This window comes from Streptomyces tardus, from assembly GCF_018101125.2.
In the GTDB taxonomy this organism is placed as follows: Bacteria; Actinomycetota; Actinomycetes; order Streptomycetales; family Streptomycetaceae; genus Streptomyces; species Streptomyces tardus.
On record NZ_JAELVF020000001.1, the window covers coordinates 2604548 to 2617781 of the forward strand.

11 protein-coding genes are annotated in these 13234 nt (G+C 71.3%); 4 read left to right on the forward strand and 7 right to left on the reverse strand.

Annotated elements, in window-relative coordinates; all coding sequences use genetic code 11:
- The first annotated feature begins 7 nt into the window (after positions 1-7).
- The 3 genes from JGS22_RS11150 (at position 8) to JGS22_RS11160 (ending at position 4336) form a co-directional block, all read left to right on the forward strand.
- Positions 8-346 carry a histone-like nucleoid-structuring protein Lsr2 gene (locus JGS22_RS11150; protein ID WP_211040291.1) on the forward strand — a complete coding sequence of 113 codons (339 nt, stop codon included), beginning with the start codon at positions 8-10 and terminating at the stop codon, positions 344-346.
- An 800-nt stretch (positions 347-1146) separates the two neighbouring features.
- Positions 1147-3669 carry an ATP-dependent Clp protease ATP-binding subunit gene (locus JGS22_RS11155; RefSeq protein ID WP_211040292.1) on the forward strand — a complete coding sequence of 841 codons (2523 nt, stop codon included), beginning with the start codon at positions 1147-1149 and terminating at the stop codon, positions 3667-3669.
- A 274-nt stretch (positions 3670-3943) separates the two neighbouring features.
- The gene (locus JGS22_RS11160; RefSeq protein WP_236073122.1) at positions 3944-4336 is read left to right on the forward strand and encodes a YciI family protein; all 393 of its coding nucleotides are present in this window, start codon (positions 3944-3946) and stop codon (positions 4334-4336) included.
- A gap of 311 nt (positions 4337-4647) precedes the next feature.
- On the opposite strand, the gene JGS22_RS11165 is transcribed toward JGS22_RS11160, so the two are convergent.
- The 5 genes from JGS22_RS11165 to JGS22_RS11185 form a co-directional block, all read right to left on the reverse strand.
- Positions 4648-5961 carry a sensor histidine kinase gene (locus JGS22_RS11165; RefSeq protein WP_308405615.1) on the reverse strand — a complete coding sequence of 438 codons (1314 nt, stop codon included), beginning with the start codon at positions 5959-5961 and terminating at the stop codon, positions 4648-4650.
- A gap of 10 nt (positions 5962-5971) precedes the next feature.
- Positions 5972-6682, reverse strand: a complete 711-nt coding sequence (gene cseB / locus JGS22_RS11170; protein ID WP_211040293.1) for a two-component system response regulator CseB — start codon at positions 6680-6682, stop codon at positions 5972-5974.
- 7 nt (positions 6683-6689) lie between these two features.
- Positions 6690-7451 carry a hypothetical protein gene (locus tag JGS22_RS11175; protein ID WP_211040294.1) on the reverse strand — a complete coding sequence of 254 codons (762 nt, stop codon included), beginning with the start codon at positions 7449-7451 and terminating at the stop codon, positions 6690-6692.
- A complete protein-coding gene (locus JGS22_RS11180; RefSeq protein WP_211040295.1) occupies positions 7439-8047 on the reverse strand; it encodes a SigE family RNA polymerase sigma factor in 609 nt (202 codons plus the stop codon). The genes JGS22_RS11175 and JGS22_RS11180 overlap by 13 nt, the downstream gene beginning before the upstream one ends.
- 253 nt (positions 8048-8300) lie before the next feature.
- A complete protein-coding gene (locus JGS22_RS11185) occupies positions 8301-9239 on the reverse strand; it encodes an HhH-GPD family protein (RefSeq protein ID WP_211040296.1) in 939 nt (312 codons plus the stop codon).
- A gap of 226 nt (positions 9240-9465) precedes the next feature.
- On the opposite strand from JGS22_RS11185, the gene JGS22_RS11190 reads away from it, so the two are divergent.
- Positions 9466-10257, forward strand: a complete 792-nt coding sequence (locus JGS22_RS11190; protein WP_236073764.1) for a hypothetical protein — start codon at positions 9466-9468, stop codon at positions 10255-10257.
- A gap of 188 nt (positions 10258-10445) precedes the next feature.
- Here JGS22_RS11190 and disA read toward each other — a convergent pair whose 3' ends face one another.
- Both disA and radA read right to left on the reverse strand, forming a co-directional pair.
- Positions 10446-11504 (reverse strand): DNA integrity scanning diadenylate cyclase DisA, encoded by a 1059-nt coding sequence (gene disA / locus JGS22_RS11195; RefSeq protein WP_236073766.1) that lies wholly within the window; start codon positions 11502-11504, stop codon positions 10446-10448.
- A gap of 255 nt (positions 11505-11759) precedes the next feature.
- The gene (gene radA, locus JGS22_RS11200) at positions 11760-13217 is read right to left on the reverse strand and encodes a DNA repair protein RadA (protein ID WP_211040299.1); all 1458 of its coding nucleotides are present in this window, start codon (positions 13215-13217) and stop codon (positions 11760-11762) included.
- Positions 13218-13234: the final 17 nt, after the last annotated feature.

Sequence of the window (13234 nt, forward strand, 5' to 3'; positions counted from 1 at the left end):
TAAGCCGGTGGCACAGAAGGTTCAGGTTCTTCTCGTTGACGACATCGACGGTGGCGAAGCCGATGAGACGGTCACGTTCGCACTGGACGGCAAGTCCTATGAGATCGACCTCAACGCCGACAACGCGAGCAAGCTGCGGGATGCGCTCGAAGACTTCGTGAAGGCGGGTCGTCGTACCGGCCGCTCGTCCGGGGGCCGCGGTAAGTCCGGTCGTACCGCTGCCGCTTCCGCGGGCGGCGATACCCCGAAGATTCGCGCATGGGCCAAGGAGAACGGCTACGACGTCAATGAGCGCGGCCGTATTCCCACGAACATCCAGGAGGCCTACCGGAAGGCCAACGGCTGACTTCGGTACGCCTCGGGACCGGCTGCGGTGGCATTGTGCTACCGAAGCACTACCGGTCTTCTCGCAGGAAAATCCGCCACCTCCGTGAGGGTGGGGCTCCCGCTTATCCGACTCCGGGAAGCCGATTCGGCACTGTTCGCAGTGGACGGGGCGAATCGGCCGGCTTCCCGGGGGCCGGATTTCTCTCGCGCCGCCCGGTGAGGGACGCAGTCGGGTGCCGCCCGGCGCGACGTCGGCGGACTCGAAGCACTTGATGTCCGATATGTGAATATTGGCGGCTTCTCGGGGTTCCCGGGCCGCATTCCCGGTCGTTCACCCAGGGTTTCTGCTCTCCCTGCTTTTGTGACTGAGCGTGATGCTGAATCTCCCGGGTCGGTGCAGGCCTTGTTCGCCAGGAGCGGAGGCCCTCGGGTCCGGTCCTGTGTGCACATCCCGCGCGCCGGGGGGAAAGCTGCTCGTGAGGGCGGTGCCGGGGGCAGTGGTGCCGCGGCGCGAACGACCGGTGCGGAGGCCGACGTTCGCGCTCGGCGTACTCAAAGGAGTCTGATCCGCCTGGCCTGCGGGAACATCGTCTCGCACCATCGGGTTGGAACTGTTGTCGTCCGTTCGGGACAGCGGTTCAGAACCGGTGGACGTCGGCTCGTGCGAGGAAGGGTTCGCAAGCCCTCCGGCGGAGACGGCGGTATCCGGACGGGTGTCGGCAGTTGGAATGAGCGGTCCCCGCTTGCGGGACTAAGCTGCGGAAGGACAGAGAGGGGAGCGTCCCCTAGCTGACTGACCGCTCTGAGGAGCGATTAACGATGTTCGAGAGGTTCACCGACCGCGCGCGGCGGGTTGTCGTCCTGGCTCAGGAAGAAGCCCGGATGCTCAACCACAACTACATCGGCACCGAGCACATCCTCCTGGGCCTGATCCACGAGGGTGAGGGTGTCGCCGCTAAGGCCCTGGAGAGCCTCGGGATCTCGCTTGAGGCTGTCCGCCAGCAGGTGGAGGAGATCATCGGCCAGGGCCAGCAGGCCCCGTCCGGCCACATCCCCTTCACCCCCCGTGCCAAGAAGGTCCTGGAGCTCTCGCTCCGCGAGGCCCTTCAGCTCGGCCACAACTACATCGGCACCGAGCACATCCTGCTCGGCCTGATTCGCGAGGGCGAGGGCGTCGCGGCCCAGGTCCTGGTGAAGCTGGGCGCCGATCTGAACAGGGTGCGGCAGCAGGTCATCCAGCTGCTCTCCGGGTACTCGGGCGGCAAGGAGACAGCCGCCGCCGGTGGTCCCGCGGAGGGCACGCCCTCCACCTCCCTCGTGCTCGACCAGTTCGGCCGCAACCTCACCCAGGCCGCCCGCGAATCCAAGCTCGACCCGGTCATCGGGCGCGAGAAGGAAATCGAGCGGGTCATGCAGGTGCTGTCGCGCCGCACGAAGAACAACCCGGTGCTCATCGGCGAGCCCGGCGTCGGCAAGACGGCGGTCGTCGAGGGCCTGGCCCAGTCCATCGTCAAGGGCGAGGTGCCCGAGACCCTCAAGGACAAGCACCTCTACACCCTCGACCTCGGTGCGCTGGTGGCCGGTTCCCGCTACCGCGGTGACTTCGAGGAGCGCCTGAAGAAGGTGCTCAAGGAGATCCGCACCCGCGGCGACATCATCCTGTTCATCGACGAGCTGCACACGCTGGTCGGTGCGGGTGCCGCCGAGGGCGCGATCGACGCCGCCAGCATCCTCAAGCCGATGCTGGCCCGCGGTGAGCTCCAGACCATCGGTGCCACCACGCTCGACGAGTACCGCAAGTACCTCGAGAAGGACGCGGCGCTGGAGCGTCGTTTCCAGCCCATCCAGGTCGCCGAGCCCTCGCTCTCGCACACCATCGAGATCCTCAAGGGCCTGCGCGACCGGTACGAGGCCCACCACCGGGTCTCCATCACCGACTCCGCCCTCGTCGGCGCCGCGACGCTGGCCGACCGGTACATCTCGGACCGCTTCCTGCCGGACAAGGCGATCGACCTGATCGACGAGGCCGGCTCCCGGATGCGCATCCGCCGGATGACCGCGCCGCCGGACCTGCGCGAGTTCGACGAGAAGATCGCGAACGTGCGTCGGGAGAAGGAGTCCGCGATCGATGCGCAGGACTTCGAGAAGGCCGCGTCCCTGCGCGACACCGAGAAGCAGCTCCTCGGCCAGAAGGCCACCCGGGAGAAGGAGTGGAAGGCCGGCGACATGGACGTCGTCGCCGAGGTGGACGAGGAGCTGATCGCCGAGGTCCTCGCCGCCTCCACCGGCATCCCGGTCTTCAAGCTGACCGAGGAGGAGTCCTCCCGGCTGCTGCGCATGGAGGACGAGCTGCACAAGCGCGTCATCGGCCAGCAGGACGCCATCAAGGCGCTCTCGCAGGCGATTCGGCGTACGCGTGCCGGTCTCAAGGACCCGAAGCGGCCCGGCGGTTCGTTCATCTTCGCCGGCCCGTCCGGTGTGGGTAAGACGGAGCTGTCCAAGACGCTCGCCGAGTTCCTCTTCGGCGACGAGGACGCGCTGATCTCGCTCGACATGTCCGAGTTCAGCGAGAAGCACACCGTCTCGCGGCTGTTCGGTTCGCCTCCCGGCTACGTCGGATACGAGGAGGGCGGCCAGCTGACCGAGAAGGTCCGCCGCAAGCCGTTCTCCGTCGTGCTCTTCGACGAGGTCGAGAAGGCCCACCCGGACATCTTCAACTCGCTGCTGCAGATCCTGGAGGACGGTCGGCTGACCGACTCCCAGGGCCGGGTCGTGGACTTCAAGAACACCGTCATCATCATGACGACGAACCTCGGCACCCGGGACATCTCCAAGGGCTTCAACCTCGGCTTCGCCGCACAGAGCGACGTCAAGGCCGGCTACGACCGGATGAAGGCCAAGGTCAACGAGGAGCTGAAGCAGCACTTCCGGCCGGAGTTCCTCAACCGTGTCGACGACACCGTCGTCTTCCACCAGCTGACGCAGGCCGACATCATCCAGATCGTCGACCTGATGATCGCGCAGGTGGACGAGCGGCTGAAGGACCGGGACATGGGCCTGGAGCTCAGCGGTGAGGCCAAGCAGCTGCTCGCCAAGCGCGGGTACGACCCGGTCATGGGCGCCCGTCCGCTGCGCCGCACGATCCAGCGCGAGATCGAGGACACGCTCTCGGAGAAGATCCTCTTCGGCGAGCTGCGTCCCGGCCACATCGTGGTCGTGGAGGTCGAGGGCGAGGGCGAGCAGGCCAAGTTCACCTTCCGCGGTGAGGAGAAGGCGGCCCTGCCGGACGTACCGCCCATCGAGGCGGCCGGTGGCGGTCCCAACCTGACCAAGGACAGCTGAGCCGACGCACAGCCGACAGGCCGGCCCGGACGCGCACCGCGTGTCCGGGCCGGCCTTCGTCGTGCGCGCGAGCGGCGCGGGCGGCGTCCCGCCACGGGTGAGCGAGCGCGAGCGGCGCGGACCGAGGCGTCACCGGTGGCGCGGGGCCGGTGCCTTCGGGGCCGGGAGCGTGCGGTGGCGAGCGGGGCGGGGGTCGGGCGATGAGTTTCCGGCGGGTGCGGGGTCTGCCTGTGTGGACGCCCCGCAGGCGCCCGCGAGACTTCAGGAGGCGGCCATGCTGTACATGATCCAGCTGCTCGACGACACCGAGACCTGGGAAGCGGAGATGTCCCGGCTCAGCGGTGACGACATGGGGCGGATGTTCGCCCACATGGAATCGGTCAACGACGAGTTGAAGGCCAACGGCGAATGGGTGGAGGCCCGGGGGCTGGGCGGCCCGAGCGCCGTGCTCAGCGTCTCCGCGACGCCCGGTGGCGCGCCCCGGGTGGCGGAGGGGCCGCAGAAGTCCACCGGCATGATCCTTTCCGGCTACTGGATCGTCGATCTGGCGAGCCGGGAGCGGGCGGTGGAGCTGGCCGCCTGTGTCTCGGCCTGCCCCGGGCCGGGCGGAGAGCCGTACAACACGCCTGTGGAGCTTCATCAACTTCCGGACGAGCCCGAGCAGTAGGCCGGAGCGCGCGGCTGAAGGCGGCCGGGGCGGAGTTCCGTCAGGAGCCGCGGAAGCGCCCGTACGGCGCCGAGGCGATCTCTGTCGACGACAGCGATACCCGCCGACTCGGGCGACCTCCGACGGAGAGCCGGACTTGGGCGAGCTCCGGCACGCGCGAGCCCGTCGCCCCGGCCGTGCGTACGAGGTGTGCGCGTACGAGGTGTGCGCGTACGAGGTGTGCGCGTACGAGGTGCGCGTACGGGGTGCGCGTACGGGGTGCGCGTACGAGGTGCGCGTACGGGGTGCGCGTACGGCCCGTGCGAGGCCGTTCACGGATGCTGCGGGGGAGCCTGGACGTCCGGCAGGGCGGCGCTGCCGTGCGGGGCGCTGCCGTGCGGGGTGGCGGGGAGCCGGAGGGTGGCGAGTGCGCCCGGTGTGAGGTTGCGGAAGACGAGGCGGGCGCCGAGCACCCGGGCCTGACCCGCGGCGATGGTCAGGCCGAGGCCGTGCCCCTGCCCCGCCCGGTCGCTGGTGCCGGTGCGGAACCGGCTCGGTCCTTCTGCCAGCAGCTCCTCGGGGAAGCCCGGCCCGTGGTCGCGCACCCGCAGTACGCGTTCGGCCACCTCGATCCGCAGCGGCGGGAAACCGTGCCGGACGGCGTTGGCGATCAGATTGCCCAGGATGCGCTCCAGCCGACGCGGGTCGGTGGTGACGTGCGCGTCCTGCTCGACGCGCACCTCGGCGTCGGGTGCCAGCGCCCGTACCCGCCGCGTCACGAACTCGCCGAGCGCGATCTCCTGGAGCTCCGCGCGCTCCGCGGCGCCGTCGAGCCGCGCCACCTCCAGCACGTCCTCCACCAGGGTCCGCAGCACCTCCGCACGGTCGCGCACCAGCTCGGCGGGGCGGCCCGCGGGCAGCAGCTGTGCTGCGGTGAGCAGCCCGGTGACGGGGGTGCGCAGCTCGTGCGCGATATCGGCGGTCACCCGCCGTTCCGCCTCCAGCCGTGCCTGGAGTGCGTCGGCCATCTCGTCGACGGCGCGGGCCAGTTCGGCGATCTCGTCGCGCGGCCGTTCGCCGATGTACTCCCGTACGCGGGCGTCGGAGTCGCCCTCGGCGACGCGTACGGCGGCGGTGGCCGCCCGGCGCAGGCGGCGGGAGAGGCGGCTGCCGATGAGCACGCCGAGCGCGGTGGAGCCCGCGACGACGGAGAGCGAGCCGAGGATCAGCGTTCTGGTCAGGTCGTCCAGGACGGAGTAGCGGTCGGTGAAGCGGGAGTGCAGCGAGAGTATGCCGCCGTCGGGCAGCGGGGTGGCGGCCCAGACGTCGGGCACCTCGGAGTTGCCGTTGCTGACGTAGGTGGCGCGTTCGCCCCGCAGGACCGCGCGGCGCAGCGGGCCGGGCAGGTCGGGGTCGTTGAGGGCGGAGCCGAGCGCGACGCGTTCGGTGGACTCGTAGATGCGCAGCGCGGACTGGAGCCGCTCGTCCTGCACGTCCCGGCTGCTGCTGAGCATGGAGACCTGGGTGGCGTTGTAGATGATCAGGCTCAGCAGCAGTGCGACGAGCGCGCTCACCGCCGCGATCGCCGTACTGACCTTCCAGCGCAGCCCCACCCGCAGCGCGGTGCGGGAGGGCCGCAGTCTCACCCGCACCGGTTCAGCCCTTCAGTTTGTAGCCGAAGCCACGGACGGTCTCGATGCGCTGCTGGCCGATCTTGGCGCGCAGCCGCTGTACGTGGACGTCCACGACGCGGGTGTCGCCGCCCCAGCCGTAGTCCCAGACGCGTTCGAGGAGTTGGTCGCGGGAGAGCACGGTGCCGGGCGCGGTGGAGAACTCCAGCAGCAGTCGCATCTCGGTCGGGGTGAGCGGTACGGGGGCGCCGTCCCGGCGCACCTCCATGCCCTCCGTGTCGACCTCGAGGTCCCCGAAGCTGAGTACGCTCTCGCCGCTTCCCGCGTCCTCCGCGGCGCCCCGATCGGGGTCCGGGTCCTGCCGGGAGTGCTGAAAGCGGCGCAGCACCGCGCGGATGCGGGCGACGAGCACGGCGCCGTCGAACGGCTTGGTGACGTAGTCGTCGGCGCCCGCCTCCAGGCCGAGGACCACGTCGATGGAGTCGGCCCGCGCGGAGAGCATGATGACCGGCACCGTCGAGTCGTCCCTGATCCGCCGGCACAGGCTCACACCGTCCAGCCCGGGGACCATCACGTCCAGCAGCGCCACGTCGGGACGGTCGGCGCGGAACGCGTCGAGGCCGGCGAGCCCGTCCGGGACCGCCGTGACACGGAACCCGTCGCGCTCCAGCGTCAGTTGCAGCGCCTCCCGGATGACGTCGTCGTCCTCCACGAACAGCACATGTGTGTCGGCCACCGCGCGCTCAGCCCTCCCCGTCGTCCCGGCCCTCGTCGGTCGGCTTCGGATAGTCCTTGTAGACGCGGTCCATCTCGGCGAACTTGCCACCGCGCCACATGTACGTCACCACATCCTGGCCCGTGGGGCAGCACATGGCGTCGCCGTCCAGATAGATCTGCTGGTCGACGCGGAGGGCGCTGTTGTCGACCTGGGCGTAGACCGCGACCTCCTCCTCGGCGAAGACGTTCACATAGCGCCCGTCCCGGGTCTCGCGGTACACGTAACTGCCGAGCCCCTTGCCGTCGGCGCAGCTGGTGACGTTCACGATCACGTCGGAGGCGCCCGCGCCGGTGAGCCGACCGTAGGCCACGTCGACCGGCCACTGCCCCGAGCAGGGCGCGAGGCTCTCCTTGACCTCCGCGCCGACCCGGGGGTCCTGCCGTACGAGCGTGATCACGTCCAGCTGCCGTTGTGCGCCGGGCGGCGAGACCTCGGGCGCCGAGAAGCTGGTGCTCGGCTGCACCGCGCTGGGGCTCTCGGACTTGTCCGGCTTGCCTCCGGGGCTCTTCGAGCCCGACGGGGACGGCTGCGTCTCGCTCGGCGTGACGGTGGCGGCCGGCAGCGGCGAGGCCCGGCCCTCGGGGCCCGCGTCGGCGGCGGCGGGCTGCTCGACCCGTACGCCCTCGCCCGTCGCGCCGCAGCCGGCCACCGCGACGACCAGCAGCGCGGCGAAACCTGCGGAGGCGCCGCCGAGGACGCCCGCGCGCAGAGGCCTCAGGCGGCGCACACGGTCGGTGGTGCGACGGGCCGCGCGCACGCGGACGGCAGGCAGGCGAGACCGGTCGGCCGACTCATCGGCTCCTCGTGTGTGTCCTGCTGCCACTGCTGCTCCCTGCTCAACAGCTCCGAGCGCAGCCGGGCGAGTGCCCGGTGCAGCGTGCTCTTCACCGTACCCACGGACATTCCGAGAGCGGAAGCGGTCTCCTCGGTGCTCAACTGCTCCCAGTGACGAAGGACGACCACGCTGCGCTGCTTGGGCGGCAGCGCCCAGAGGAGCTCCAGCAGCAGCTCGCGATCGGCGCACTGCTCGATGCCGTCCTCGACGCCGATCACCTCGGGCAGCACGTCCGTCGGCACTTCCTCCAGTCTCCTCGAACGCCACCACTCCGTACGCGTGTTGATCATCACGCGGCGCAGATAGGCGTCGGCCAGCGACTTGTCCGCGATCCTGTCCCACTTGTCGCAGGTGCGGGCGAGGGCGGTCTGGAGCAGGTCCTGCGCGTCCAGGGGGTCGGAGACCAGACGGCGCGCGCTGCGCAGCAGTGCGGCCTGCCGCGTTCGTACGTACTCCTCGAAGTCGAGCACCTGTGCCGTCGCCGTCATCTTCGCCTCCCCTGTCACGTCCCCCTGCCCGGTACGGGCGGTACGGACAGGACAGTAGGGAGGCGGTGTTGCGGGGTTTCGCTCGACAGCGCACGGCCGCCGCACGGGCACCCATCGGTTGTGTAACAGCGGGACGGAAACCGGTGTTACGTCCCGCTCCACACCCTTTTCTCGGTCGTTCCTGCTCGGTCGATTCCCCGGAGCCCACGCTCGGCCGGCTCGCCTGCCCGGGCGGGCGCGGTGTGCCGGTGCCTCAGCGGGCGGTGCTGTGCGGCCGGCTCCGCGGCAGTCGGTAGACGCCGCCCGCGAGCGGCTCCACCAGCCCGTCCGCGACCAGCCCGTCCAACGCCCGCGCGCGCTGGACCGGTTCGTGCCACACCTCGTCCAGGCGCTCCTTCGGCACCGGCGCCGAGGTCTCCCGGAGCACCGCGAGCAGCCGTCCGCGCACCTGGCGATCGGTGCCGGCATACGTCTGGGTGCGCCGCGGCGGCCCTTCGTGCGGCGGCGAACCGGCGATCTTCCAGGCGCACTCGGTGGCGACGGGGCAGGCGCGGCAGTCGGGTTTGCGGGCCGTGCAGACCAGCGCGCCCAGCTCCATCGTGGCCGCCGCCCAGCGGGCCGCGGTCGCCTCCTCCTCGGGCAGGACCGCGCGGGCGAGCTTGCGCTCGGCGGCGGTGGTGGCGTTCGGCGGGAACTCACGGCCGCGGAAGAGCCGGGTGAAGACCCTGCGCACATTGGTGTCCAGCACCGGGTGGCGCTGGCCGTACGCGAAGGACGCCACCGCCGACGCCGTGTACTCACCGACGCCGGGCAGCGCCAGCAACTGCGCGTGCCCGGTGGGCACATCGCCGCCGTGGCGTTCCGCTATGGCCGCGGCGGCTCCGTGCAGCCGCAGGGCGCGGCGCGGGTAGCCCAGCCGACCCCAGGCGCGTACGGCCTCTCCGGGTTCCTCGGCGGCGAGGTCCGCGGGGCGCGGCCAGCGGGCCAGCCACTGTTCGTAGACGGGCAACACCCGTGACACGGGCGTCTGTTGAAGCATGAACTCGCTGACCATCACGCCCCAGGCTCCGGCCTCGGGGCGTCGCCAGGGCAGCTCCCTGGCATGTTCGGTGAACCATTCGTTGACGGGAGCGTGCAGCCGCAGGGCGGCGCGGTGGTCGTCGGTCGCGTGGCATTCAGAGGTAGCAGTCATGGCCTTCCGATCCTGGCACGGAGCGCAGCGGTGGTGAAAACTCCGCGCCGCAGCCGGACAACGCCCGCTCCCCGGGTGCCGCAATGGGACGAACCGGACGCCCGCAGAGCTTCGTAGGACAACGAGACAAGGCGAAAGTTCGAAAAGGTTCACAACTTGCCCGCTTCGGCGGCGGGTACGGCCCTGTCCGAGGGCTGATGTCTCGTAAGGTTTCCGCGTGGGATCTATGCGCAATCCGGTCGGGCCTCTTCCCTCCTCCATCTACTGGCGTCGGAGGGCGGTGGCTCTCGCGCTTGTCGCGGTGCTGGTCGTGCTCGTCGTATGGGCGCTCAGCATGGGCGGTGGCGGCGGCAATCAGGCGGGCAAATCGGGTCAGGACGATCGTGGTGAGGGCGCGGCGAGCTCCATCACGCCCGGACCCACCAGCTCCGAGTCCGTACCCGACAACCGCCCCGGCGGACGGGACGAGGACGAAGAGGGCTCCGGCGGTGCCGACGACGACGAGGACGAGGGCACGGGTGGCTCCGGCGGCTCCGGCTCCGGGGGTTCGGACGAGTCGGGGGAGTCGGAGGAGTCGGGCTCCGACGCCGGCTCGGGCGGCGGCGGGGACGTCGACGGACTCGACGCCTGCCGCTCCGGCCAGGCGAAGGTCAGCCTGGTCGCGGCGAGGAACGAGTACGCGCCCGGCGAGCGGCCGAAGCTGCGCCTGACGGTGGAGAACACCAGCGGAACGCCCTGCAAGGTGGACGTCAACGGCGACCGCGCGGTCTTCACCATCTTCGACACCGACGACAAGACGATCTGGTCCAGCGAGCACTGCGCGGCGGACGGCAGCGACGAACTGCGCGTCGCCGCGCGGGAGAAGACGACCCACACGCTCACCTGGAAGCGCGACCGCAGCGCGGCCTCCTGCGCCACACCGTCGGCCGGAGCGCCGAAGGCCGGGACCTACCTGGTCGAGGTCGCGATCCCCGGCCTCGGCACCGCCCAGACCTCCTTCGTCCTCGCCAAGGACTGAGCGGGCCCGCGGGCGCCGTACCGGGGGCCCGTCGCACGCGGGTGCCGCACCGGCCCGTTCGCCCGCGAGGTGCCGCCCACAGGCCGTCGATGCACGGACGGCGGCAGCGGAGAGGCCGTGAACCCACCCGGGGTCACGGCCTTTCCGCTGCTTGCGCCGCCTGCACGGGCTTCCGCCGCCCGGAGGGGTCAGACGTAGCGCTCCAGGATCGAAGACTCGGCGAGCCTCGACAGCCCCTCGCGGACCGAACGGGCCCGGGTCTCGCCGACGCCGTCGACGGCCTGGAGGTCGTCCACGCTCGCCGCGAGCAGCTTCTGGAGCCCGCCGAAGTGGTCGACCAGCCGCTCGATCACGGTGTTCGGCAGTCGCGGCACCTTCGCCAGCAGCCGGAAACCGCGCGGCGACACCGCGGAGTCCAGCGTCTCCGGCGCGCCGCTGTAGCCCAGGGACCGTGCCACGGTGGGGAGCTCGAGCAGCTCGGTGTGGCTCAGCCGGTCCAGCTCGCCGAGCGCGCCGCCGACCGTCCTGGTCCGCTTGCCGCTCGGCTCCGGCACGTAGTCGCGGGCGACGAGCTGGCGCTCCGGCTCGACACCGGCGATCAGCTCGTCCAGCTGGAGGGCCAGCAGCCGTCCGTCCGTGCCGAGCTCGACCACGTACTCGGCGATCTCGGTGGCGATGCGGCGCACCATCTCCAGGCGCTGCGAGACGGCCGCCACGTCCCGGACCGTGACCAGGTCCTCGATCTCCAGCGCGGAGAGCGTGCCCGCCACCTCGTCCAGCCGGAGCTTGTAGCGCTCCAGAGTGGCGAGCGCCTGGTTGGCACGGGAGAGGATGGCCGCCGAGTCCTCCAGCACGCGCCGCTGACCCTCGACGTAGAGCGCGATCAGATGCATCGACTGGCTGACCGAGACGACCGGGAAACCGGTCTGGATCGACACCCGCTGCGCGGTGCGGTGCCGGGTGCCGGTCTCCTCGGTGGGGATGGAGGCGTCCGGCACGAGCTGCACGCCCGCCCGCACGATCTTGGTGACGTCCCGGTCGATGATCAGCGAGCCGTCGAGCTTGCACAGCTCCCGCAGCCGCGTCGCGCTGAACTCGACGTCCAGCACGAAGCCGCCCGAGCAGAGCGCTTCCACCGTCTTGTCGAAGCCGAGCACGATGAGGCCGCCGGTGTTGCCACGCAGGACCCGCTCCAGCCCGTCCCGCAGTGCGGTACCGGGTGCGACGGCGCTGAGTGAAGCCCGCAGCAGGCCGTCCGCGGTTCCTGCCCGTTCATTGGCTGCCACGGCGCTCCTTCGGTCGTGAGTGCGGGTGCCCCTCGACGTACGTTCGGCGTACTGGTGGACGGGCGTGACCGCGCCAAAGTCTACCGGCGTCCGTACGCGCCCGACGGTCCGCTCCGCGCCGACGGGGGCGACTCACCCGCCCGACGGCCCGAATACGCCTTCCCTTCACCCGCGACTCACCTGCGACGGCGCGCTCCGACACCCCGCCCGCCCGCCTCAGCGACCGCCCCGCACCGGCTCCTCCCGCTCGGCGCGCCCGGGCCGCTCCTCGCGCCCGCCGTCGCTCCGCCGGCCGCCGCCGGAGAGTCGCGGCAGGGTGCGCAGCGCCTCGCCCACGTCGGCGACCTCCTTGACCCGCATCCCGGCCGGCACCCGCCCGGGGTCGGTGGGCACCAGCGCGTGGGTGAAGCCGAGCCGCGCCGCTTCCGCGAGCCGCCGCTGCACCCCGGTGACCCGCCGGACCTCGCCGGCGAGACCGACCTCGCCTATCGCGACCAGGTTCTGCGGCAGCGGGGTGTCGCTCGCGGCGCTCGCCAGCGCCAGCGCCACCGCGAGGTCCGCGGCCGGCTCGGTGAGCTTGACCCCGCCCACCGTGGCGCTGTAGATGTCCCGCTTGCCCAGCGCGCTGATCCGGCCCCGCTGCTCCAGCACGGCCAGCATCATCGACACCCGGGAGGTCTCCAGACCGGAGGTCGTACGGCGGGGCGAGGGGATCTGGGAGTCGACGGTGAGCGCCTGCACCTCGGCCACCAGCGGGCGGCGCCCCTCCAGGGTCACGGTCAGACAGGTGCCGGGGACGGGCTCGTCCCTGCGGGTCAGGAAGAGCCCGGAGGGGTCGGCCAGCCCGACGATGCCCTCGTCGTGCAGCTCGAAGCAGCCGACCTCGTCGGTGGTGCCGTATCTGTTCTTCACGCCGCGGACGAGCCGGAGCCGGGCGTGCCGGTCGCCCTCGAAGTGCAGGACCACGTCGACCAGGTGCTCCAGCAGCCGGGGCCCGGCGATCGTGCCGTCCTTGGTGACGTGGCCGACGAGCAGCGTCGCCATCCCGCGCTCCTTGGAGGCCCGGATGAGCGCACCGGCCACCTCCCGGACCTGGGAGACACCACCGGGCGCGCCGTCAATCTCGGGAGAGGCGACGGTCTGCACCGAGTCCATCACCAGCAGGGAGGGCTGTACGGCGTCGAGATGGCCGAGCACGGCCGACAGGTCCGTCTCGGCGGCGAGAAAGAGGTCGTCGTCCAGCGCGCCGATCCGATCCGCGCGCATCCGCACCTGACTCGCCGACTCCTCGCCGGTGACGTACAGCGTGCGGTGCGCAGGCGCCGCCGCCTTGGCCGCGACGTCCAGCAGCAGCGTCGACTTGCCCACACCCGGCTCGCCGGCCAGCAGCACCACCGCGCCGGGGACCAGGCCGCCGCCCAGCACCCGGTCGAGCTCGTCCACCCCGGTGCTGCGGGCCTGGGCCTGCCGGGCGTCGACCTGGCCGATGGGCAGCGCGGGCGTGGAGACCCGGCCGGCGGCGGTGGTGCGCACTCCCGGGGCGGCTCCGACCTCCTCGACGGTGCCCCAGGCCTGGCACTCCGGGCAGCGGCCCAGCCATTTGGCCGTGCTCCAGCCACATTCGGTGCAGCGGTACGAGGGACGGTCCTTGGCGGACGACTTGCGGGCAGCCATGTCGATCACCGTATCCG

What these genes read in the sequence shown, in the direction of transcription:
- JGS22_RS11185 (WP_211040296.1), bottom strand. Translation starts at nt 9,239, where the DNA reads ATGACTGCTACCTCTGAATGCCACGCGACCGACGACCACCGCGCCGCC.
- JGS22_RS11155 (WP_211040292.1), top strand. Translation starts at nt 1,147, where the DNA reads ATGTTCGAGAGGTTCACCGACCGCGCGCGGCGGGTTGTCGTCCTGGCT.
- JGS22_RS11160 (WP_236073122.1), top strand. Translation starts at nt 3,944, where the DNA reads ATGCTGTACATGATCCAGCTGCTCGACGACACCGAGACCTGGGAAGCG.
- JGS22_RS11190 (WP_236073764.1), top strand. Translation starts at nt 9,466, where the DNA reads ATGCGCAATCCGGTCGGGCCTCTTCCCTCCTCCATCTACTGGCGTCGG.
- JGS22_RS11180 (WP_211040295.1), bottom strand. Translation starts at nt 8,047, where the DNA reads ATGACGGCGACGGCACAGGTGCTCGACTTCGAGGAGTACGTACGAACG.
- radA (WP_211040299.1), bottom strand. Translation starts at nt 13,217, where the DNA reads ATGGCTGCCCGCAAGTCGTCCGCCAAGGACCGTCCCTCGTACCGCTGC.